This is a genomic window from Acinetobacter sp. SwsAc2 (genome assembly GCF_013391465.1).
GTDB lineage: Bacteria > Pseudomonadota > Gammaproteobacteria > Pseudomonadales > Moraxellaceae > Acinetobacter > Acinetobacter johnsonii.
The window spans coordinates 61,352-82,050 of the sequence record NZ_JACBEZ010000013.1 but is presented as its reverse complement, the minus strand read 5'-3'; the positions used below and the strand labels follow the sequence as shown (position 1 = coordinate 82,050).

Here is a 20,699-nt window from a genome sequence, read left to right as displayed (position 1 = left end):
TTAGAGGAATAGCTACTCGATATGACAAGCTCAAAAGAAATTATCAAAGTTCTGTTGCTTTAGCCTGTATATTTTTATGGCTACCTTTATAGGGTTAATTATGAACAGTAAATGTCAACAGACCCTAAACCATAAGAATTAAATGATACAAAATTCCAAGGAATACCCTGAAATATTGATTCCATTTTAGATTATAGGGCTTACACGATCCTAATTTTAATATTGTTATATATATCAATTATTTAAAACTTAAATGTAAGCGCGAAAATGAATAGAACGCCTATTTTTATTCAAACTTAAGTTTTCCTAAAATTTGAACAATATCCTTTTCAAGTTCCTTCCACTCCTCAAACTCAGGCTCAACCAGCAAAGTCTGCGACACAAAGCCATAACACACTCGTTGCATATTTAAAGCCATATGCTTGAGTTGTTCATCATCTTGTATAGACGGCTCTAAAATGCTGCGCCACATTTGTACCATCATGGCATAGCTTTTACGGTAACTTTCAATATTTGAAATCTGCCGTTCCAGCAAAAAAGTCTGTGCCCAAAGAAACTGTCGAGCCTGAATCTGCTCAAGCTGAAAGTGAATAATTTGCTGTAAATAGTCCTCAAAAGTTAATTTTGTGGATAACTCCATCAGCCTTTGTGCATAACTTTTTAGCTGCTCCGCATTAGTTTTCACATGCTGATGAATGGTCAATGCAACCAAATCTTCCTTCTTTGAAAAGTACTCATAAAAGGTACCCAAACCGACACCCGCGACATCGGTAATTTCCCGAATGGTAATTTCGTGTGCATGGCGCTCATGCAAAAGCCGAACAAAACTTTCTTGCAAAGCTTCTTGGGTGAGTTTGGCTCGCGATTGGCGCGGCCTGCGGCGGACTTGGATCTCGGGATTCTTCATAGCACAAAGCTGAACATGGCAGACTCAATTTTTCTCTATACTGAAATGAAAAGCACAGCATAACAAGAGCAAAATGATATGAATACGGCATGGATGACCCATCAAATCAGTAATCAGTTTGATGAACTGGAAAATTACAACTTGTTTGAAACCGATAACGTTTTACAAGAAATCCTGACTCGTTATGGCAGTCAGGATCAGGCAATACTCACAGAAATGGGTAAAGTCGTTGGCTCTGCGGAATATTATGATTATGCCGATCTCGCCAATAGGCATACGCCCATATTACATGCCTTCGATGCTCGCGGGCGCCGTAAAGACTTTATCGAGTTTCATCCTGCATGGCATAAATGGATGGGGTTAAATCGTCAGTTCGATACCCATGCACATCCGTTTAATCAGCCCAATTCATCCTCGAAATGGGCCGAGTGGGCAGCGCGTTTTTATTTGGCAGGGCAGGTGGAATGCGGCAATTTGTGTCCAAACTCGATGACTTTGGGCAGTATTCCACTGATTCAACGCGAACCTGAACTGTGGGCCAAAATAGGCGATAAGTTACTTTCAACCGAATACGATGAATGTGATGTGCCGATCAGCCAGAAAAAATCGATTTGGCTGGGTATGGGCATGACCGAAAAGCAAGGTGGTTCGGATGTGCGTGCCAATGAAACCATGGCTGTGCCAGTTGCAGAGTCGGGGCGCGGTCAAGCCTATTTACTCACAGGGCATAAATGGTTTTTCTCTGCACCGATGTGTGATGCCCATTTGGTAGTGGCGAAGACTGAACAAGATGGTTTGGCCTGTTTCTTTGTGCCGCGCTGGCTAGAGGATGGAACCAAGAATCCGATCCATATTCAACGGCTAAAAGAAAAAGTGGGCAATCGTAGTAACTCCAGCTCAGAAGTCGAATTTAAAGAGGCGTGGGGTATTATGATTGGGGAAGCGGGACGCGGTATTCCCACCATTATAGAAATGGCGAATTACACTCGTCTAACGTGTTCAGTCGGCAGTACTGCCATGCTGCGTCAGGCTTTGGTGCAATGTATTGCCTATACCCGTCAGCGCAAAGCTTTTGGCAAACATTTAGCGAAGCAGCCTTTGATGCAAGCGGTACTGGCAGATTTAGCCTTAGAAACTGAAGCAGCAATGCAGTTCAGTTTCCACTTGGCACACTGCTATGAAACGGATGATGCACAGTCCGTGGCCTGGAGGCGCATTATGACCCCAGCATCAAAATTTTGGATATGTAAACGTGCGGTTGAGCTGACAGGGGAAATGATGGAGGTTTTTGGCGGCAATGGCTATGTCGACAACGGCATCATGGCACGTATTTTTAAAGAAGCGCCAGTCAATACCATTTGGGAAGGCTCAGGAAATGTCATGTGTTTGGATGTGCTGCGTGCTATCAGCCGTGATGTAGAGTCGATTGAAACTCTGTTTCAAGATTTGGCCGCCACGGCTATGCAAGATGAACAGTTGAAACAAGAGCTGCAAAATCTATTTCAGTTGTTCCAACAGACACCTGAAGAACTACAATTTATGGGGCGCAGTGTGGTCAGCCGCTTGGTGATTTTGGCACAAGCAGTTCTGCTGAAACGGCATGCACCAGACTATGTGGCTGATGGCTTTATTCAAAGCCGTTATAGTCCATTTCATGGTCGGGTTGTCGGGATGCTTGAGATGAAACAACCCGACGTAGAACGACTGCTGCATAGAGCATTTGCGGCTTAAAGCACGTTATTGTACGGAAAGCTTTTGCGCTTCATCTTGTTCGAGTTTGACGTTGGGGCTGTCTTCAGCCTGAATAATATCAATCGGAATAAAGCGGACTTGAACAATGCTTGGGTTATCGTTCAAGTCTGGCAATAGCTTTTGATTGAGTGCTGCAATTTGCGCTGGGCTAGGCGGAATATCTCCACGGATAGAGACACGGACTAAAGTGAAACCCTTTTTTTTATCGTATTGGATGGTATCAATAATATTATTGGCATGGTTCAGCTCAGTACTAATGGTCGCCTCGGTACTGCTTTCGTACAGGCGTGTATTGAGCAGCGCATAAAAGTTGAGTGAGAGATAAATCCCTAAAAGCGCCAAGAACATTAGGCTAACAGCATTACGTTTGAGAAACTCTTTGACATTACTCTGCACTTCTTCGGTGGAACCCCGTCTAAAGCCTGCAATCCAAAGGACTAAAGATGAGCTAATCTGAATGGCGAAGATGTTGGTCACCGCCAGTAAAAATGCATTGGCTGAGTTTTTCCATTCCATATGTGCGAATAAAATCCCGCTGGCCACCAAGGGCGGAACTAAGGCCGTCGCAACGGCGACACCCACCACGGCCACTGACAGGCGAGGGGATACTGAGGCAAAAGCACCTGCGGCCCCCCCTGCTAAAGCGATCATCAAATCCAAAATGGTTGGCTGAGTACGGGCTAAAATTTCGTTGGTCATGGGTAGGTCATAATTCACTAGCCCTAAAATAATCCCAATGCTATAAATCATGGCAATGCCAAGTAACAAAGTGGACAAGGCTGTTTTAAACAGCAACCAGCGGCTATCAATTAAAGCCAAAGCAATGCCCGAAATTGGCCCCAGCATCATGGCAACCAGCATCGCGCCAATCACCACCGCAGCCGAGTTGGACAGCAGTCCATAGCCTGCAATAACAGCAGCCAAAGCATTCATAATAAAAAAGGTTTTGCTTGGCAGTGCATCCGCTTGGATATTCAAGCGGATTTTTTGGTGGTCAATTTTTTTTGAGTTTTCGCGCAAGGCCTGCTTATAACGAATTTTTTCTTTTAGAAACTCATACTTTTCTTGGTCAGGCGTATCTTTGACCACAATGGTTGCATCTTTGTCTTTTTCGAGTGGCATGGTGATGCTCTTATTTTGTATGTGATTAAGATTTAATCTAGCGTTTTTATCACGGGAAGCAAACAAAAAAATGGTGAGAAATAATATGATTCACGCTTCAATTTAGAATATGTGCTAATCACTTTCTTTTTATTGAAGCGAGGCTTCTCGATTTTGCTGAACATCATTCATTAACAAGGACTTTTAGAACAGAGCAGATCTGGTTGAAATCGCGAAATCATCCATAAAAAGACAAATCAATTATAGATATTTAGCTGACCCTAGAACGTATTCTTTTAGAACAAAACACTACGATTAGAAATAATATTTTTCATCACCATGGTGGAGATGAGACGTTGCACATTTGGTAGTGCTGACAAGTGCTCATCATAGAGTTTTTGATAACTTTCCAAGTCATAGGTCACGACATGCAGCAAGTAGTCGGGGTCACCAAAAAGTCGCTGCGCTTTCACAATTTGAGGAACCTTAAGAATCGCTTCTTCAAGACTTTGCACCGAATCTTTATCGCCATTTTTGAGTGTCACAAAAACAATGGTTGAAAAATTCAAGCCGAGCTGGGAGATATCCAACTGCGCGCGATAGCCTTTGATAATACCTGAATCTTCTAAGGCTTTGACTCTGCGGTGACAGGGAGAGAGGCTAAGCCCTACCTTATGCGCCAACTCCGTAACAGATAAACGACCATCGGCTTGTAGTTCAGCAAGAATCTTCTTATCAATTTTATCCATGTGGAAGAAGCTCCCCTTTTTAGGCGTTATTGCACAAATATTTGAAAGCACATTTTAGAGCCTAAAGGATATCCTTTCAAAATTATTTGATACAGATCATGTTTTGATTGGATTAAACCTCAAAACGGTGATGGATAAGAGAGTAAAGGGATGTCACTGAATATTTTAATTGCATTTTGGGGTGTTTCGATCCTGTTTGTGATGACACCAGGTATCGATTGGGCCTATGCCATTTCGTCGGGGATACAGGGCAAAAGAGTCTTGCCGGCGGTAACCGGGTTATTAACAGGGCATTTGATGGCGGCACTGATTGTTGCTGCGGGTGTGGGCACATTGGTGACCAGTCAGCCCGTATTGCTTCAAGTACTCACGGGTGTTGGGGCTGTTTATTTGCTGTGGATGGGACTGAGCCTGTCGATGCGTCCTGCGAGTATTAGCAGCGATCAGGTTACCATTGCTTCTTCAAAGTCATGGTACATTCGAGGGGTTTATTTAAGTGGCTTAAATCCGAAAGTCCTGTTGTTATTTTTGGCTTTATTGCCGCCCTTTATCGACCCGCAAGCGGCTTTGTCGCCCACCTCTCAAATTGTTTTATTGGCGGGAATTCATCTCATGAGTTGCGCGGCTGTTTATTTCTTGGTTGGATTTAGTGCGCAAAAAGTTTTGGGTACACGCCCACAGGCTGCTAGGGTGGTCAGTCGAGTGTCAGGGGCATTGATGATGTTGATTGCGATGATTTTATTGTTAGAACAGTTTTATGTCTAAGCGACATTTTAAGTATATGGATCAAAGGCATTGCAAAATATAGCATTGCCTTAACCTGTAATTGAATTGAAAAATAGTGCATGAGCTGGGGATATAGGTTCAGCCAAAATCGCTTGTAATACCTTCAAAAAGGCGTAAAATTTCTACCGCATCATCAGTGAGATGATCACATCAACAAGGTGAAAAAAATGGCAAAGAAGAAAGCTGAGCCAAAAGTTGTGATTCACAACTTCGTGGCTAAACACATGCATGAAGTCAACCAAAGCCAAGTCTTTGTAGACCGAAAGAAAAATGCAAAACGAGGCTATGACAAGCACAAAAAAGGGAGATATTCAGATGATTATCTCCCTTTTTTAATGTCCGTTCCTTGGGTTTAAAGACCTTTAAGCTGTCACAATACGTGTTGCGGATTTGACCATGTCGGCCAAACCATGTGTTTTAAAATAATATTCCATCTGACTTTTCACAATGAGTGGATTACTCATTTTCAAGGCACGCTCTAACAATTCGACCGCATCTGGCATTGGGACATGACAAATGGCTTTGCGTACACGCAGAATGTTACTTGAGCTCATTGATAGGGTATTGAAGCCCATCGCCATCAGTAAGATCGCAGACAAAGGATCGCCCGCCATTTCCCCACAAATACTGACTGGTTTGTTGTACTTATGACACTCTTTGACTAAGCGGGTGAGCGCACGTAAAACCGCAGGGTGGAAATGTGAGTAGACATTGGCAACGCGTGGATTATTACGGTCAACGGCTAGTAAGTATTGTGTCAGGTCGTTTGAACCTACCGAGAAAAAGTCAACCAACTCTGCAAACTCTTCAATTTGTAATAAGACACTCGGTACTTCGACCATGATCCCGATTTTTGGTTTGGTGATTTTGACCTGTTCTTCTTCTTGCACCGCGACCCAGTCTCGCTCTAGTAAGTACAGCGCTTCTTCTACTTCACTGACACTGGTTACCATCGGCAGTAGAATGTGCAGGTTGTTGAGACCAATACTGGCTTTGAGCATGGCACGAATTTGCGAAGAGAAAATTTCTGGATGATCCAGCGTAAAGCGAATACCGCGCCAGCCGAGAGCTGAGTTTTCTTCCTCAATTGAGAAATAAGGCAAGTCTTTATCTGCACCGATATCGAGGGTACGCATCACTACAGGTTTGTTGGCGAAGTGACTCAACTGTTGACGATAGATCGCACGTTGTTCTTCTTCACCTGGGAAGCGATCACGTAGCATGAACGGAATTTCAGAGCGATATAGACCAACGCCTTTGGCACCGCGTTGTACACCACGGACCACATCAATCATCAAGCCAGTATTGACGAACAGTTTGACTGCGACACCATCAGGGGTGATGGCATCTTTGGTTTCATACTGTTTTAAATCTTTGGCAATCAGTTCTTCTTCTTTTTGAATTTCTTTATAGCGACTACGTAAGCGGCGAGGTGGATTAATGAACACGCGCCCTTGGTGCGCATCGACGATCATCTCCACATCATCAAGGGTATTAATCGGCAGTTCAGTCACGCCGACCACGGTTGGGATACCGAGTGCGCGTGCCACAATCACCATATGTGAGTTCATGGCACCTTCGGTGGTTACGATGGCTGCAATTTTATCGACTGGCAGTTCAACCAATGCTGCGGTTGAGATTTCTTCCCCAATCAGAATACTTTCATCGGTAAGTTCACGGTGGCTGGAGTCGGCTTCTTGCAAATAGGCCAAAATCCGTCGACCGAGATCTTTTAAGTCCGCGGCACGTTCACGGAGATAGTCATCTTCCATCTGTTCAAACAGATCAATATGATTATCGATGACGATACGCACTGCACCTTGTGCCCAGTTCCCATCACGAATTTGTTCTTTAATTTCCGCTGGCAGCGCATTTTCATCCAACATGCGCAAGAACACGCTAAACAGTGCACGCTCTTCCGCCATGAGGGCATCTTGCATTTTGTCATCAAGCGATTTGATTTCATCACGCACTGAGGTGAGGGCACGATCTAGCAGCTCTAATTCTTCACTGATGTCATCGGCTTCACGGTCAGGGACAGCCGCCAAATCCGCAGGGGGATAGAGAATGACGGCACGGCCTAAGGCAATCCCGCCGGAACCAGGTACCCCTTGGAAGGTTTTGTAGGCAGGTAAATTACTCGGTTTACGAAATACATCGATATTGCCCACCGCATGCGCATGTGCAATAACCCCTGAAAGCTGAGCACAGAGCGTGACGAGGAAAGATTCCGCAGCTTCACTAAAGTCTTGCGACTCTTTGTTTTGCACCACAAGCACGCCCATCACTTTACGGCGATACATGACCGGTACACCGAGGAACGAGTTGTAAATTTCCTCACCTGTTTCAGGCAAGTACATAAAACGTTCATGTTTCGGTGCATTGTCAAGGTTGACGATTTCTTCACGCTGACCTACCAGACCGACCAAGCCTTCACTGGTATGCAGTGAAACATGGCCGACCGAATCGGGGTTCAAACCTTTCGATGCCATCAACAAATAACGTTGATTGCGTTCGTCGAGTAAATAGATGGAGCAAACATCAACATGCATGGCTTCCGCCACATGGTTGACCATAATGTCGAGTGATTCATGCAAACTGGTGGACGCATTGATTTCTTGTACAATGCGTCGAAGGGTATCCAGTTGCATATTCGACATCGCGTCTACTCCAAAAATAATGTGCGTCCAACTTATTTATAACAAGAGATCCTTAAAAAATCTGTAGGACGTCTAGATTTTTTAAGGCTTTTTTTGAGGGAGCTGATTGCACAGCTCCACCATCGCTTTGCGGTATACATCGCGTTTAAAATTCACAACTTGCCCCAGCGGGTACCAATAACTGACCCACTGCCATTGGTCAAACTCAGGCGGATCAGACAAATTCAAACGAATATTCTGAGCGGGAGCAGTGAGTTTGAGTAAAAACCACTTTTGTTTTTGTCCAATACATACGGGATCGGAATCTGTACGAATGTATCGGTGCGGCAAACGATAACGCAGCCAACCTTTAGTTTGCGCTACAATTTGGACGTGTTCGGGCAGTAAGCCAACTTCTTCTCTCAGCTCACGATAAAGTGCCTGTTCAGGGGTTTCTCCATATTGGATACCTCCTTGTGGAAATTGCCAAGCATTGTGTCCAATGCGTTTTGCCCATAAAACTTGTCCAAACTCGTTTGCCAAAATGATCCCGACATTGGGTCGGAAACCTTCCGAATCGATCATTTGGCTACCTAAATATTGTGTAATTTATGACTTTGCGATCGGGGATTTTTATTTCTGTATCCAACTCGAAAAAAGCAAAGTTTAAAAATGTTAAAATTGCTATGATCTTAACGAATTTCTATCGACTAGCGGAGATAGATTTACAAATTTTTTCTTAAATTTCAGTTTTTACGAGTATTTTCATGAAATTGGCGCTATTTGATCTCGATCACACCTTGTTAAACACCGATTCAGATCATTCTTGGGGAGAGTTTTTGGTGAATGAAGGCTTGGTCGACCCAGTTCGCCATCGCGCCATGAACGATAAATTTTATGAAGACTACAAAGCAGGGCAGCTCGACCCGATTGCCTATAATGAATTTGTATTTGAATTTTTAACTCAACATGACAATGCCTACCTTACTGAACTGCATGAGCTGTTCATGCACAAAGTGATTCGCCCGCAAATGCGTCCCGAAGGTTTTGCTGCTATTGAAAAACACCGCGATGCTGAACATGCTTTGGTTGGCATTACCGCAACCTCTGATTTTATTACCGCACCGATTTTCCGTGAGTTTGGGATTAGTGAAATTATTGCGACCAATGCTGAAGTGGTTGAGGGTAAATACACGGGCAAAGTGATCAACACACCGTGCTACCAAAAAGGCAAATTGACGCGTTTAGATCAATGGCTTGCAGGGCGTGATGTCAGCGAGTCTTGGGCTTATTCGGATTCCATCAATGATCGCTTTTTACTGGAATATGCTGACCATGCCATTGCCGTCAATCCAGATGACCGCCTAGAAGCATTGGCTAAAGAGCAGGCATGGGAAATCCAAGACTGGTCGATTTAAGTATCTGTCCTTCGTTGTTTAAAAAGGCTGTTTTCGGGCAGTCTTATTTATTTGAAAGGCATCGACGTCAAAAATGAAAAGTGCGTACAGTGATAATAAAATATCGGGCTAGAGGTGGGCTGATCTTGGAAAATTAACCAAATATGCTATGTTGAACCTTGGCTAAAGCTATTTTGACTATGAAAAATTAGAACATAAGCGTGGAGAAAAATATGAGTGTACGACCAAGAATGACCCACCTGTTTGAGCAACTCGGTTTAGATGCGAGTGAAGATGCCATCGCGTTGTTTATTGTAACGCATCAGCTCAATGCACAAACCACGATTGTTGACGCAGAGTATTGGACTGAAGCGCAACGTCAGTTTTTGGCAGAAAAAATTAAATCGGATGGTGAGTGGGCTATCATTGTAGATCAGCTGAATGAATCCCTGCATGAAGATTCACTCATCCAAAAGTAAGTAGAACTCAAAGAGGCTGAGCGTCGAAGCTTTGCCTCTCTTTATAAAAATAAGATAAAAATAGAAATTTATGTCTCTCGATCATCAAACTTTTCCTGACTCTACGTCTTTAGAACATGTCGCTTCAGTTAATCAACTAGAACAAGATCGTGCCCTTTTTATCGGTGCGAAATATGAGTCTTACTATCAAGCTCAATTTGAAAAAATCACGCCAAAGAAACAATATGCAGGCTTTAATATTGCCGCCTTTTTCTTAGGTGTGGTCTGGTTATTTTATCGAAAAATGTACAGTTATGGCTTTATGGCTTTATGGCTTTATGGCTTTATGGCTTTATGGCTTTATGGCTTTATGGCTTTATGGCTTTATGGCTTTATGGCTTTATGGCTTTATGGCTTTATGGCTTTATGGCTTTATGGCCATTGGTTTAATTGTGGTCATAGGGATGGTTGAAATACTTTTGGGGATTGAAAGTTCTGGTGCAAATATTGGCTTGGCCGTAGCATTTGGAATGTTTGGGAATACCTTGTATAAGCATCATGTCGATCAGCAGATTACTAAGATTCGCCAGTTGGGAAGTGGAAGCGTCCATACTGAATTAGAAAAGCGTGGTGGTATAAATCTCATAGTAGGTTTGATCTTGCTGGTGATGTGGCTTGGGCTGGTTGCACTTGCTATTAGTGCTTCTTAATTCGCTCGCGCAAAATAAAAAACCATCCTTGTGGATGGTTTTTTAATGCTTGCAAAGCTTAGTTCATCATTGCAATCAGCTCTTGCACCGCACGAGATTGGGTTCTGCCTGGATGCCAAACCATACCGAGTTGACGGTTCATTTCGAACTTCACATTCAACTGCTGTAGGTCTTGGTTAATCATCGTTTTTGGAAGCACTGACCAACCCAGTCCAATCGATGCCAACATACGAATCGACTCGAGTGGATTATTGCTCATAGTGATTTTAGGTTTCAGCCCTTGTTTTTCAAACTCTGCTAGGGTGATTTGGCTGGTATAGGTTTGTGAGGCAGGTAATAAACTTGGGTACTGAATCAGGTCTTCGAGTTGTAAGTTTTGCATTTGTGCCAGCGGATGAAACGGCGCTGCTACAAAAACTAAAGGATCTTCCCAAATGGTGACGTACTGCAAACGCTCATCGAGTTTGGGTGGAAGCGTTAAAAAAGCCAGCTCCAAATCACCCGCCAGTACTTTTTCATGTGCTTGCTCAGAATCGACAAAGTGCACATCTAAGGTGACATTTGGAAAGCTTTGCACATAGCTGCGTAAATGGCTCGGCAAGTGATGCAAACCAATATGGTGACTGGTGCCAATTTTGAGTTTGCCTTGGACCATGCCTTGTTCATGACTCAAGGTATGGTGAATGTCACCCAGTTCATTGAGCCAGTTTTTAACTTTAGGCAGCAGTGAATGTGCGGCATGCGTGGCTTGTACACCACGACCCGCAGACTCAAACAGTTTCACACCAAAATATTCTTCTAAACTATGAATACGTTTGGTTACAGCAGGTTGCGTAATGAAGAGTTGATCTGCGGCTAAAGAAATAGAGCCGGTTTCCATGACTTTTACAAAAGCTTCGAAGGCTGCAAGATTCATAAGGGTAGTCTAGTTATGAAAGTATAATTAAATTATAAAATAATTTTATATGAATTGCGATCTTTAAAATGAATGGGAGCTTATTGGATCTGGACTAAAATAAAAAAAGATCACTTGATGTGATCTTTTGAGAGTTGAGAGGGCGCTTGATATAAGGGCTTAAGCAGGAATATTTTCTTCGGTAGTACGGTTCTTTTTCTCCCAAATACGTTCATGGAAAAAGAATGCGAAGGCTTGCACGGTTGGTTCTAATAAGCTGAGTGTGACCGCCATCCATAAGTTACCTGTGACAAAGTAAGCCACAATCATGGCCACGGTAATGTGCATGATGTAATAGCTTAGGGTTTTTTTGAATATGCGCTGATTGTTCGCTACAAATTTCTGAATGTTCGCCATGATAAATACCCTCTCAATAATGCCTTTCATTTGTAAATGGTAATTATTAACGTTAATAAAGTCAAAATGAAATTTTGATTGCTCATGATTGGGTTTTTGAATGCAAGGCGATGCAGTCGACTGTTTGGAATGTTTGACGTGAGAAAACAAGCTTCTGTAGATTTCACTCTTTTAGTCTATGCATAGGTCGCTGTCTTTCTATTCACATCAACGAAGCGAGCTTCAAAAGTATTGGTCTAAATAGGGGGAGATAAACCTTGCATGGCTGAGCAGGGAAATATACTGTGAGGCCTACAATAGGTTGATAAATAGGCGTATAGGGCTTGAATTAAAACCAGCAGTGAGAGCTTGTAATCAAAGGGATTGAAACAAAGAGGTATGAATTTAAAATAATTCCAAAAAGTTTTTAAATTAATAAAAATGATAAATTAGATTTATGTGAAATCGTCGCTATAATCGATTTTAATGAAAGAATTACCCAGTCCAGTGGAGTCAATCGACATGGCAGGCGAAAACCAACAAGCAAAAACATTGTATGACAAATTGTGGGATGACCACCTAGTAAAACAACGCGATGATGGCTCGGCTTTACTCTATATCGACCGTCATTTATTACATGAAGTGACTTCTCCGCAAGCCTTTGAAGGTTTACAACTTGCGGGTCGTAAACCATGGCGTTTAAGTGCGAATGTGGCAACTCCTGATCATAACGTTCCAACTTCGACCAAAGAGCGTTCAGAGGGAATTGCAGGTATTGAAGATGATACTTCACGTATCCAAGTTCAAACCTTAGACGACAACTGTAAAACCTTTAATGTGGTGCAGTTTGACATTAATGATGTGCGTCAAGGCATTGCACACGTGGTCGGGCCTGAGCAAGGTTTGACTTTACCGGGGATGACGGTGGTGTGTGGAGACTCTCATACGGCAACACATGGTGCATTCGGCTGTTTGGCGCACGGGATTGGGACATCTGAAGTGGAGCATGTATTGGCAACCCAATGCTTGGTTCAAAAGAAGATGAAAAACATGTTGGTGCGTGTTGATGGTCAATTGGGTCAGGGCGTAACACCGAAAGACGTGGTTTTAGCCATCATTGGTAAAATTGGTACTGCAGGTGGTACAGGTCACGCGATCGAATTTGGTGGTCAAGTGTTCCGTGATATGTCGATCGAAGGTCGTATGACGGTGTGTAATATGGCGATTGAAGGCGGCGCACGTGTGGGTATGGTCGCTGTCGATGACAAAACCATTGCCTATGTCAAAGACCGTCCATATGCACCACAGGGCGCACAGTGGGATGCTGCGGTTGCGTATTGGAATACCTTACATTCGGATGCAGATGCGCATTTTGACACAGTAGTTGTATTGCAAGGTGAAGAGATTGAGCCACAAGTGTCTTGGGGCACATCGCCTGAAATGGTGATTCCAGTGACTCAAGCTGTACCAACTTTAGAACAAGCCAAAGATGAAGTGCAACGCAATGATTGGACGCGTGCTTATAACTACATGGGTTTAACCGCAGGTCAGGCATTGGCTGATATTCAATTAGACCGTGTCTTTATTGGTTCATGTACCAATTCACGCATTGAAGATATTCGTGCCGCGGCTGAAGTGGCTAAAGGCAAAAAAGTGGCAAGTACCATTAAACAAGCCATGGTGGTTCCAGGGTCTGGTTTAGTTAAAGCGCAAGCAGAAGCTGAAGGCTTAGACAAAGTTTTGATTGAAGCTGGCTTTGAATGGCGTGAGCCAGGTTGTTCAATGTGTTTAGCCATGAATGCAGACAAATTACAACCCGGTGAGCACTGTGCATCGACCTCTAACCGTAACTTCGAAGGTCGTCAAGGCAATGGCGGTCGTACGCATTTGGTGAGTCCAGCAATGGCAGCCGCAGCAGCGATTGCTGGTCACTTTGTCGATGTGCGTTCATTTTAATTCGGGCTTGGGAGCATAGACATGAAAAAATATACCGTTGAACAAGGTATCGTTGCACCTTTAGACCGTGCCAATGTCGATACAGACTTGATCATTCCAAAACAATTTTTGAAATCCATTAAACGCACGGGTTTTGGTGAAAATTTATTTGATGAGTTGCGTTATTTAGATGAAGGTTTTTTGGGACAAGACAATTCTAAACGTCCTAAAAACCCTGATTTTGCATTGAATCAGCCACGTTACCAAGGTGCGAGCATCTTAATTTCTCGTGCGAACTTTGGTTGTGGTTCAAGCCGTGAACATGCGCCGTGGGCATTAGAAGAATATGGTTTCCGTACTGTGATTGCGCCTAGCTATGCCGACATTTTCTTTAATAATAGTTTCAAAAATGGCATGTTGCCTGTGATTTTGTCTGAAGAAATTGTTGATCAACTTTTCAAAGAATGTGCAGCAACAGAAGGCTATCAGCTGACGATTGATTTGGATGCGCAAGAAGTGCGTACACCATCGGGTGAAGCCTTCACATTTGAAGTGGATCCATTTCGTAAGCACTGTTTGTTAAATGGTTTGGATGATATCGGTTTAACTTTACAGGTCGCAGATGACATCAAAGCCTATGAAGAAAAGACCAAAGCATCACGTCCGTGGATATTTGCTGAAATTCATGCTTAATTGAAAATTCGATGCATCTAGTGCTTGGGTCCATCTCTTGTTAATATCGAGCAAAAGAATTTTAAACGTTTTGCTACTGGTAAAGGTTGGGCTTGAACAATGGTGACGAGTTACAGTCGTATCGCTCTACTGGCGTTGGTGGGAACATTAACTGCCTGCCAAAGTATGAATACGGCAAGCATTAAGCGGATTCAGGATACCCCAGCGAGTAAAAATAATGCGCAGCTTTACTGTACTGGTACGGTGAGCTGCGAATTTGAGCGATGGAATCAGATCAAAATTGTGGATGCAGACAATCATCGTGTCAGCCGTGAGGCCATTCGAGAGAAGGTCGTTCGTCTAAAACGAGATGATTTGAATGAAGCGAATGCCTTGTTTCTGTCAGTGCCAGCGGGGCAACATGAACTGGTGATTCGCTTCTATCCCGTTTCGGTCGATCGCGCTGAAACACTGCATGTGATTCATCGTTTTAAGCCTGCGGAACGCTACACCTTTAGGATGTTCCGTGCGCGCAGTCGACATCAGGGAAGCTTGTTAAATATGTCTGCACCTGACCCTTTGTGTGTCGATTTAAAGCAAAATCAAACAACAATTCGTCGTTTTTGCAAACCTTACAATGTCTTAAATGGCTTGGGCGAGTTTGTAGAACAAAAACTTTAATCGTGTGAGTCAGCACTCACCAACAATGGAATATTTCATGTCTAAACATATTTTGATTTTGGCTGGTGACGGCATTGGTCCTGAAATTGTAAAAGCCGCAGAGCAGGTACTTACACGAGTTAATGATCAATTCAATTTAGGTTTAACGTGGGAACAGGGCCTACTCGGTGGGGCTGCCATTGATGCACACGGTTCACCTTATCCAGATGTGACTGCAGCACAAGCCAAAAATGCAGATGCGATTTTACTCGGTGCGGTGGGTGGTCCGAAGTGGGACAACATTGAGCGTTCGATTCGTCCAGAGCGTGGTTTGTTAAAAATTCGTAGTGAATTAAATTTATTCGCGAACTTACGTCCAGCTATTTTGTATCCGCAATTGGCAGATGCATCAAGCTTAAAGCCTGAAATTGTTGCGGGTCTTGATATTCTCATCGTTCGTGAATTAACGGGCGGGATTTACTTCGGTCAGCCACGGGGTATTCGTGAACTTGAGAATGGTGAAAAACAAGGCTTTAACACCGACGTTTATGCTGAGTCTGAAATTAAGCGTATTGCGAAAGTAGCTTTTGAAATGGCCAGTTTACGTGGTGGCAAAGTCTGTTCTGTTGATAAAGCCAACGTCCTTGAAGTGACTGAACTTTGGAAGCAAACCGTAACGGCGATGAAAGAAGCTGACTATCCAAACATTAACTTGTCGCATATGTATGTCGATAATGCTGCAATGCAGTTGGTGCGCGCGCCTAAACAGTTTGACGTGATTGTGACAGGTAACTTATTTGGTGACATCTTGTCTGATGAAGCCGCGATGTTGACAGGTTCAATTGGGATGTTGCCATCAGCATCCTTAGATGAAAATGCGAAAGGGATGTATGAGCCATGTCATGGTTCGGCGCCCGATATCGCAGGACAAAATATTGCCAACCCATTAGCCACTATTCTTTCGGTAGCTATGATGTTGCGTTATACCTTCCGTGAAGAAGCTGCTGCTCAAGCGATTGAAGATGCAGTAGGCAATGTCCTAGATCAAGGCTTGCGTACCGCTGATATCATGTCTGAAGGCATGAGCAAAGTGGGTACTGCGGAAATGGGGCAGGCGGTTGTGGCTGCACTGAACTAAGCCAAAAATAATTTGAAAACGCAGCCATCCGCTGCGTTTTTTTATGCCCAAAATTTAATAACCTTTGCAGGCTTTGCCTCGATATTGAATTGATTGTGCAATATTATCTTTTAATAAAAAGTGGACTTGGCACTCTAACTGAACATCATAAAATGGTGTATGTGTAGGAATTGGAATTGCGCCGACACTACTGTCACTGCGCATAGTGGGCATAGGGGTTGGAATTTGAATCCGTCTGACAATGGTGTAGCTCAGTTGGTTTGGTGTTTGAATCGGTGCACCTAAGGTTTCATAGCCGAGTTGACGTAAGTTGAGTTCGCGCCGAATGCTCGATACATCTTGGCCGATATATTGTTCTAAATAGTCGGGGAGCGCAATTTTAGCGGGTGAAACGACGGTCTGGTGTTGCGTTGGAGAGCTGCTGCAAGCTTGAAGCAGTAGAAAGCAGATGGAACTAAAAAAACTGACAATAAAGGGCTTCATGATCATCCCCTAAGCAGAGAAAGACCCTTTTAGTATTGTATATCTGAACGTTCGTTTGAGTATGTTTCGAGTAATTTGAGATAAACGGTATGTAGGCGACTCAACATAACGCAGCCGCTAACACGCTTTGCCGATGTAGTGAATAGATTCCACAAGATCATCATGCAGTCTGAACTCAATGTTGCATTTCATTTCAATATTCAGGCTACCGCTGGAAGGTGTCGGAATGGGTGCACCGATATTGACACTGGTTCCAAGATTGGGGATTACCATCGGAATAGGCATATTACGTAACAGAGTTTAGGTCAGTTTTTCTGGGGTATATACAGGAGCACCGAGCACTTTATAACCCATGCTATTGAGGTTGAGTTGATTTTGAACTTGATGTGACGATTGTCCGATATAGTGTTGTAAGGTTTACTTGAGCCGAGTTTCGCTTATTGTGGCACAAGCAACACAGAGCATTGGGAACAGTAAAATAGCGAGCTTCGTTGAAGCCGTCTTCATTATTGTTTTGGCGTATTAAGTTATTGTTGCATTTAATTACAGTTTGACTTTTGCATGAAATCTAGTTGATTCATAACGTTTTAGTCTGAGCGCAGACATTAAAAAAGCCACTTAAAAAGTGGCTTTTTCGCTTCGCTAAAACTTAGCGCGCACGATAAGTGATACGACCCTTAGACAAATCATAAGGTGTCATTTCTACTTTAACACTGTCGCCAGTCAAAATACGAATATAGTGTTTACGCATTTTACCAGAGATGTGAGCAATCACTTCATGACCGTTTTCTAAACGTACACGAAACATAGTATTAGGAAGCGTCTCGGTGACAACGCCTTCGAACTCGATGAGTTCCTCTTTATTGGCCATAGCCTACCTGAATGAATAAATTGGAAAGGCGCAAATTATAGTCAATTTTTTTGCATAAAACAAGGCGGAATGGGCGGTTGCCTGATCATCTGTCAGTAAAATAAGCGAACAAGAGGAATAAATATTTTCAACAAAAAAACTGTATAAGTTGTTGTCAGTTTGGTCAATCGCAGTTAATCTAATTTTAATGTTTTATGTATAAATGAAGAACATACAAGGAAGGTTCTAGCGTGGGTCAGCTAACTGATGCATCGGTTGTATTGCGATTAGGCTACCAAGCGATTCGTCGTTCAGGGTTGCCAACAGAAGAGATTTTAACAAAGGCTGGTGTTGCATTAAATCAAATGGAGACCAATGAGCGTACGCCTTTGAGCGCACAATACGCTTTTTGGGTGGCGGCAGAAGAGGTGAGCCGTGATCCAGACATTGGTCTACATTTGGGTGAAAATCTGCCTTTATACCGTGGCCAAGTGATTGAGCATTTGTTTATTTCATCCGAAAACTTTGGTGAGGGTTTGAAGCGCGCTTTGGCTTATCAGCGATTGATCAGTGATGCCTTTCATGCCAAGTTGGTGGTTGAAGATGACCGGTGTTATTTGACCAATGGGGAACAACCTTGGGCTGAAAATTTGGTCAATCGACATTTTTCTGAATGTGCGATGTCTGGTATTTTACGGTTCTTTAAATTTATTACTGAAGGGCGCTTTGAACCGATCTATATTGATTTTAACTTCAGTAAAGGCGCGTTTGATGATGAGTATTTCCGCGTATATGAGTGCCCTGTCAGTCTAGGGCAAAAAGAAACCCGCTTATATTTTGACCCAAGTATTTTGGCTTATCCGTTGTGGCAGGCGGAACCTGAATTATTGCAACTGCATGAGCAGTTAGCGATTGAAAAACTTCAAGAATTAGCCCGTTATGATTTGGTGGGTGAAGTCCGTCGCGCGATAGGTTCAACCCTAGAAAGTGGTGAAACCACACTTGAAACAGTGGCTTCACAGCTCAGTATTACCCCAAGGCGTTTACGCACACAACTTAGTGAGGCGAATACCAGCTTCCAGCAAATTTTGTCTGATTATCGCTGCCGTTTGGCGAAAAAACTTTTGGCCAATACCGCTGAAAGTGTAGAGCGTATCGTGTATTTGACTGGCTTTTCTGAGCCAAGTACCTTCTATCGTGCATTTAAACGCTGGACCAATGAAACCCCAGTGGAATATCGTAAGCGTAAGCAGCGTTAAGAAATCCCTCCTAACCTCCCTTTATAAAAGGGAGGAATTTCTTCCCCTCCTTTGAAAAAGCTGGCTAGATGGAGGATTCAAAAATAAATTATTCAGGCATATTTAGCCAGTGCGGCCCAAGCGGCTGCTTAGGTAGCTTAAACTGCGCTGGATAGTCGGCATGAATGAAATACAGCCCATCAGGAGGGGCTGTAATGCCTGCGGCTTTGCGGTCTTCTGCTGCGAAAATAGCCTCAATATGCTCGACTTCATACATACCTTGACCAATTTCCAGTAAGCAGCCCATGATATTGCGGACCATATGGTGCAAGAAGCCATCGGCCTGAATGTCGAGTACCAAATATGGACCATGTTGAATTAATCGACAATGGCTGACATGGCGCACAGGTTGATTGGATTGGCATGCGGCTGCACGGAAGCTTTCAAAGTTATGCGTGCCTTCGAACTTTTGCGCGGCTTGTATCATCTTTGCTACATCTAGTGCGTAATAAGCGTGTGTGACTTGTTTATGCATAAGAGCAGGACGTTGCGGGTGGTTATAGACCACATAGCGATAACGACGTGCCTGCGCTTTGAAACGTGCATGAAAGTCTTGCCCCATCGCTTTGATCCACTGGATCGAGATATCTTTTGGCAGTTGGCTGTTGCTGCCCATTAACCAACCGCGTTCTGAACGAAGTGCCGAGCTATCAAAATGCGCCACCATATTGGTGGCATGGACGCCAGCATCGGTACGACCTGCACCATGTAAGCTAATCGGCTCATTGGCAATTTTAGAGAGTACTTTTTCAATCGTCTCTTGTACGCTGATCACACCTGTTTGCTGGGTTTGCCAACCACGATAGTGTGTTCCACAAAACTCAATGCCGATCGCAAAACGTTGCATATGTACCTCAAATTAACCCAAATCATGCCAATGGCTGAAGCGTGCTTCAGCGCTGGGGTATTGTAAATACATTTTAAGGGCTTTGGCATACAGATCTGCATGCCCGAGGCAATCACTAACAATTATTTTGGCTTGGGTTGTCCAAGCGGCAACTGCATAGCGCTGATCAGTACGGCCGAAAGGGACTTGGGTGCTTAAGATAGCAACACAGCCTTGTGCGTAAAATTCATCGAAAAGTGCTATTAGCTCGGCATTCACAGCTAAATTACCCGTTCCAAAACCTTGCAAAATGAGGAAATGTGGCGGCGCAGAGAGCAAATTTCGCAAGTTTTGTACTTGCTGCACCAAGGCAACAGGTTGCATCATCAGGTTGAGGCAATTGAACTGGTGAGATTGTTCTACATCACCTGTTTGTACAATGTGTGTTTTTAAGCCGTGTGGAATCGGCTGTTCAGCCATGACGCCTGTAAAAGCATCCAGTTCTGTGGTATGTCGTTTTAACGCGGTTTGCGCATGTAATACCTGTTGATGAAAAGCCAGATACACTCCGACAGGATGTTTCATCACCGCATCTAAGGCAAAATTCAAATTACTAATCGCATCGCTAAATTCACGCGTATCCGTGCCTTGAACATTCAGCAATGGATATTGGCTACCTGTGAAAACCACACATGCGGAGTCTGCGATAAAGTGTGCGGCGACAGCACTGGCATAGCTTAAGGTATCTGTGCCATGAATCACGACAAAATGCTGGAATTGTTTCAGTTGTAATTGTTGAATCTGCTGAATCAGCAATAACCAGTCTTCAGCCGTGCAGGCGCTACTGTCTTTAATGACAGGTGCAATAAAACATTCAATGTCGAGATGAATCGGCAAGACATGTGTGAGCTTGGGAATAAAGTCTTCGGCAGGCATTGGTTGTAAGGGTTCGCCAATACAGCCAAAGGTTCCACCCATATAGATAAGCGCAATTTTTTTCATTATAAAAAAAGCAGTCGGTGATGACTGCTTTAGTTTAAAACGAAA

The 20,699-nt window shown here is 43.5% G+C and carries 23 protein-coding genes and 1 pseudogene; 13 read left to right on the top strand and 11 right to left on the bottom strand.

The genetic code is table 11. The features are described 5' to 3' along the window. Positions 1-92: pseudogene (locus tag HYI04_RS07985) on the top strand (IS5/IS1182 family transposase); the annotation flags it as partial. 194 nt (positions 93-286) lie between these two features. Here the strand turns inward: HYI04_RS07985 and HYI04_RS07980 are convergent. Then, complete coding sequence (locus HYI04_RS07980; RefSeq protein WP_148826800.1) at positions 287-907, bottom strand: TetR/AcrR family transcriptional regulator; 621 nt, start codon at positions 905-907, stop codon at positions 287-289. Between the two features lie 78 nt (positions 908-985). On the opposite strand from HYI04_RS07980, the gene HYI04_RS07975 reads away from it, so the two are divergent. After that, positions 986-2,638 (top strand): acyl-CoA dehydrogenase family protein, encoded by a 1,653-nt coding sequence (locus tag HYI04_RS07975; RefSeq protein ID WP_159153402.1) that lies wholly within the window; start codon positions 986-988, stop codon positions 2,636-2,638. Positions 2,639-2,644: 6 nt separating this feature from the next. On the opposite strand, the gene HYI04_RS07970 is transcribed toward HYI04_RS07975, so the two are convergent. Together HYI04_RS07970 and HYI04_RS07965 are read right to left on the bottom strand one after the other, a co-directional pair. Further along, on the bottom strand, positions 2,645-3,781 hold the full coding sequence (locus HYI04_RS07970; RefSeq protein WP_178896053.1) for a DUF389 domain-containing protein: 1,137 nt from the start codon (positions 3,779-3,781) through the stop codon (positions 2,645-2,647). A gap of 275 nt (positions 3,782-4,056) precedes the next feature. Then, the gene (locus HYI04_RS07965) at positions 4,057-4,509 is read right to left on the bottom strand and encodes an Lrp/AsnC family transcriptional regulator (RefSeq protein WP_004978918.1); all 453 of its coding nucleotides are present in this window, start codon (positions 4,507-4,509) and stop codon (positions 4,057-4,059) included. Positions 4,510-4,659: 150 nt separating this feature from the next. On the opposite strand from HYI04_RS07965, the gene HYI04_RS07960 reads away from it, so the two are divergent. Both HYI04_RS07960 and HYI04_RS07955 read left to right on the top strand, forming a co-directional pair. Then, a complete protein-coding gene (locus tag HYI04_RS07960; protein ID WP_159153400.1) occupies positions 4,660-5,274 on the top strand; it encodes a LysE family translocator in 615 nt (204 codons plus the stop codon). 188 nt (positions 5,275-5,462) lie between these two features. Beyond that, on the top strand, positions 5,463-5,651 hold the full coding sequence (locus HYI04_RS07955) for a hypothetical protein (protein WP_010325835.1): 189 nt from the start codon (positions 5,463-5,465) through the stop codon (positions 5,649-5,651). 6 nt (positions 5,652-5,657) lie between these two features. On the opposite strand, the gene ptsP is transcribed toward HYI04_RS07955, so the two are convergent. Together ptsP and HYI04_RS07945 are read right to left on the bottom strand one after the other, a co-directional pair. Further along, the gene (gene ptsP / locus HYI04_RS07950; protein WP_004978924.1) at positions 5,658-7,955 is read right to left on the bottom strand and encodes a phosphoenolpyruvate--protein phosphotransferase; all 2,298 of its coding nucleotides are present in this window, start codon (positions 7,953-7,955) and stop codon (positions 5,658-5,660) included. Between the two features lie 81 nt (positions 7,956-8,036). Further along, entirely contained in the window at positions 8,037-8,519 is a 483-nt protein-coding gene (locus HYI04_RS07945; RefSeq protein ID WP_004692547.1) for an RNA pyrophosphohydrolase, read from the bottom strand. 182 nt (positions 8,520-8,701) lie between these two features. On the opposite strand from HYI04_RS07945, the gene HYI04_RS07940 reads away from it, so the two are divergent. The 4 genes from HYI04_RS07940 (at position 8,702) to HYI04_RS07925 (ending at position 10,499) form a co-directional block, all read left to right on the top strand. Then, positions 8,702-9,352 (top strand): HAD family phosphatase, encoded by a 651-nt coding sequence (locus HYI04_RS07940; protein ID WP_178896052.1) that lies wholly within the window; start codon positions 8,702-8,704, stop codon positions 9,350-9,352. A gap of 212 nt (positions 9,353-9,564) precedes the next feature. Beyond that, positions 9,565-9,810 carry a DUF2789 family protein gene (locus tag HYI04_RS07935; protein WP_159153398.1) on the top strand — a complete coding sequence of 82 codons (246 nt, stop codon included), beginning with the start codon at positions 9,565-9,567 and terminating at the stop codon, positions 9,808-9,810. Between the two features lie 70 nt (positions 9,811-9,880). Then, positions 9,881-10,261 (top strand): hypothetical protein, encoded by a 381-nt coding sequence (locus HYI04_RS16915; RefSeq protein WP_256732952.1) that lies wholly within the window; start codon positions 9,881-9,883, stop codon positions 10,259-10,261. Beyond that, entirely contained in the window at positions 10,254-10,499 is a 246-nt protein-coding gene (locus HYI04_RS07925) for a hypothetical protein (protein ID WP_256732951.1), read from the top strand. Before HYI04_RS16915 ends, HYI04_RS07925 begins: the two co-directional genes overlap by 8 nt. Positions 10,500-10,557: 58 nt before the next feature. On the opposite strand, the gene HYI04_RS07920 is transcribed toward HYI04_RS07925, so the two are convergent. Then, the gene (locus HYI04_RS07920; RefSeq protein WP_004692542.1) at positions 10,558-11,415 is read right to left on the bottom strand and encodes a LysR family transcriptional regulator; all 858 of its coding nucleotides are present in this window, start codon (positions 11,413-11,415) and stop codon (positions 10,558-10,560) included. A gap of 159 nt (positions 11,416-11,574) precedes the next feature. Continuing rightward, on the bottom strand, positions 11,575-11,811 hold the full coding sequence (locus tag HYI04_RS07915; protein WP_004692541.1) for a DUF2061 domain-containing protein: 237 nt from the start codon (positions 11,809-11,811) through the stop codon (positions 11,575-11,577). 501 nt (positions 11,812-12,312) lie between these two features. Here HYI04_RS07915 and leuC point away from each other — a divergent pair. The 4 genes from leuC (at position 12,313) to leuB (ending at position 16,195) form a co-directional block, all read left to right on the top strand. Continuing rightward, positions 12,313-13,746 carry a 3-isopropylmalate dehydratase large subunit gene (leuC, locus tag HYI04_RS07910; RefSeq protein WP_159153405.1) on the top strand — a complete coding sequence of 478 codons (1,434 nt, stop codon included), beginning with the start codon at positions 12,313-12,315 and terminating at the stop codon, positions 13,744-13,746. Positions 13,747-13,767: 21 nt separating this feature from the next. Continuing rightward, entirely contained in the window at positions 13,768-14,418 is a 651-nt protein-coding gene (leuD, locus tag HYI04_RS07905; RefSeq protein ID WP_159153396.1) for a 3-isopropylmalate dehydratase small subunit, read from the top strand. A 99-nt stretch (positions 14,419-14,517) separates the two neighbouring features. Further along, on the top strand, positions 14,518-15,078 hold the full coding sequence (locus HYI04_RS07900) for a hypothetical protein (RefSeq protein ID WP_159153395.1): 561 nt from the start codon (positions 14,518-14,520) through the stop codon (positions 15,076-15,078). A gap of 37 nt (positions 15,079-15,115) precedes the next feature. Then, positions 15,116-16,195: a 3-isopropylmalate dehydrogenase gene (gene leuB, locus HYI04_RS07895; protein WP_078425242.1), complete on the top strand. Its 1,080-nt coding sequence runs from the start codon at positions 15,116-15,118 to the stop codon at positions 16,193-16,195. Between the two features lie 54 nt (positions 16,196-16,249). Here the strand turns inward: leuB and HYI04_RS07890 are convergent, their stop codons facing one another. Both HYI04_RS07890 and infA read right to left on the bottom strand, forming a co-directional pair. Continuing rightward, positions 16,250-16,678, bottom strand: a complete 429-nt coding sequence (locus tag HYI04_RS07890; protein WP_159153394.1) for a hypothetical protein — start codon at positions 16,676-16,678, stop codon at positions 16,250-16,252. Positions 16,679-17,327: 649 nt separating this feature from the next. Then, on the bottom strand, positions 17,328-17,549 hold the full coding sequence (infA, locus tag HYI04_RS07885) for a translation initiation factor IF-1 (protein ID WP_004692529.1): 222 nt from the start codon (positions 17,547-17,549) through the stop codon (positions 17,328-17,330). A 230-nt stretch (positions 17,550-17,779) separates the two neighbouring features. Between infA and HYI04_RS07880 the strand changes: the two genes are divergently transcribed. Then, on the top strand, positions 17,780-18,787 hold the full coding sequence (locus tag HYI04_RS07880) for an AraC family transcriptional regulator (RefSeq protein WP_004692528.1): 1,008 nt from the start codon (positions 17,780-17,782) through the stop codon (positions 18,785-18,787). A gap of 88 nt (positions 18,788-18,875) precedes the next feature. Here the strand turns inward: HYI04_RS07880 and truA are convergent, their stop codons facing one another. Both truA and HYI04_RS07870 read right to left on the bottom strand, forming a co-directional pair. After that, on the bottom strand, positions 18,876-19,673 hold the full coding sequence (gene truA, locus HYI04_RS07875) for a tRNA pseudouridine(38-40) synthase TruA (RefSeq protein WP_159153393.1): 798 nt from the start codon (positions 19,671-19,673) through the stop codon (positions 18,876-18,878). A gap of 12 nt (positions 19,674-19,685) precedes the next feature. Further along, on the bottom strand, positions 19,686-20,654 hold the full coding sequence (locus HYI04_RS07870) for an asparaginase (protein WP_159153392.1): 969 nt from the start codon (positions 20,652-20,654) through the stop codon (positions 19,686-19,688). Positions 20,655-20,699 lie beyond the last annotated feature (45 nt).

Bases quoted from the DNA above. Each gene is read 5' to 3' on its own strand.
- HYI04_RS07980 (WP_148826800.1), bottom strand. From the start codon at position 907: ATGAAGAATCCCGAGATCCAAGTCCGCCGCAGGCCGCGCCAATCGCGA.
- HYI04_RS07975 (WP_159153402.1), top strand. From the start codon at position 986: ATGAATACGGCATGGATGACCCATCAAATCAGTAATCAGTTTGATGAA.
- HYI04_RS07970 (WP_178896053.1), bottom strand. From the start codon at position 3,781: ATGCCACTCGAAAAAGACAAAGATGCAACCATTGTGGTCAAAGATACG.
- HYI04_RS07965 (WP_004978918.1), bottom strand. From the start codon at position 4,509: ATGGATAAAATTGATAAGAAGATTCTTGCTGAACTACAAGCCGATGGT.
- HYI04_RS07960 (WP_159153400.1), top strand. From the start codon at position 4,660: ATGTCACTGAATATTTTAATTGCATTTTGGGGTGTTTCGATCCTGTTT.
- HYI04_RS07955 (WP_010325835.1), top strand. From the start codon at position 5,463: ATGGCAAAGAAGAAAGCTGAGCCAAAAGTTGTGATTCACAACTTCGTG.
- ptsP (WP_004978924.1), bottom strand. From the start codon at position 7,955: ATGTCGAATATGCAACTGGATACCCTTCGACGCATTGTACAAGAAATC.
- HYI04_RS07945 (WP_004692547.1), bottom strand. From the start codon at position 8,519: ATGATCGATTCGGAAGGTTTCCGACCCAATGTCGGGATCATTTTGGCA.
- HYI04_RS07940 (WP_178896052.1), top strand. From the start codon at position 8,702: ATGAAATTGGCGCTATTTGATCTCGATCACACCTTGTTAAACACCGAT.
- HYI04_RS07935 (WP_159153398.1), top strand. From the start codon at position 9,565: ATGAGTGTACGACCAAGAATGACCCACCTGTTTGAGCAACTCGGTTTA.
- HYI04_RS16915 (WP_256732952.1), top strand. From the start codon at position 9,881: ATGTCTCTCGATCATCAAACTTTTCCTGACTCTACGTCTTTAGAACAT.
- HYI04_RS07925 (WP_256732951.1), top strand. From the start codon at position 10,254: ATGGTTGAAATACTTTTGGGGATTGAAAGTTCTGGTGCAAATATTGGC.
- HYI04_RS07920 (WP_004692542.1), bottom strand. From the start codon at position 11,415: ATGAATCTTGCAGCCTTCGAAGCTTTTGTAAAAGTCATGGAAACCGGC.
- HYI04_RS07915 (WP_004692541.1), bottom strand. From the start codon at position 11,811: ATGGCGAACATTCAGAAATTTGTAGCGAACAATCAGCGCATATTCAAA.
- leuC (WP_159153405.1), top strand. From the start codon at position 12,313: ATGGCAGGCGAAAACCAACAAGCAAAAACATTGTATGACAAATTGTGG.
- leuD (WP_159153396.1), top strand. From the start codon at position 13,768: ATGAAAAAATATACCGTTGAACAAGGTATCGTTGCACCTTTAGACCGT.
- HYI04_RS07900 (WP_159153395.1), top strand. From the start codon at position 14,518: ATGGTGACGAGTTACAGTCGTATCGCTCTACTGGCGTTGGTGGGAACA.
- leuB (WP_078425242.1), top strand. From the start codon at position 15,116: ATGTCTAAACATATTTTGATTTTGGCTGGTGACGGCATTGGTCCTGAA.
- HYI04_RS07890 (WP_159153394.1), bottom strand. From the start codon at position 16,678: ATGAAGCCCTTTATTGTCAGTTTTTTTAGTTCCATCTGCTTTCTACTG.
- infA (WP_004692529.1), bottom strand. From the start codon at position 17,549: ATGGCCAATAAAGAGGAACTCATCGAGTTCGAAGGCGTTGTCACCGAG.
- truA (WP_159153393.1), bottom strand. From the start codon at position 19,673: ATGCAACGTTTTGCGATCGGCATTGAGTTTTGTGGAACACACTATCGT.
- HYI04_RS07870 (WP_159153392.1), bottom strand. From the start codon at position 20,654: ATGAAAAAAATTGCGCTTATCTATATGGGTGGAACCTTTGGCTGTATT.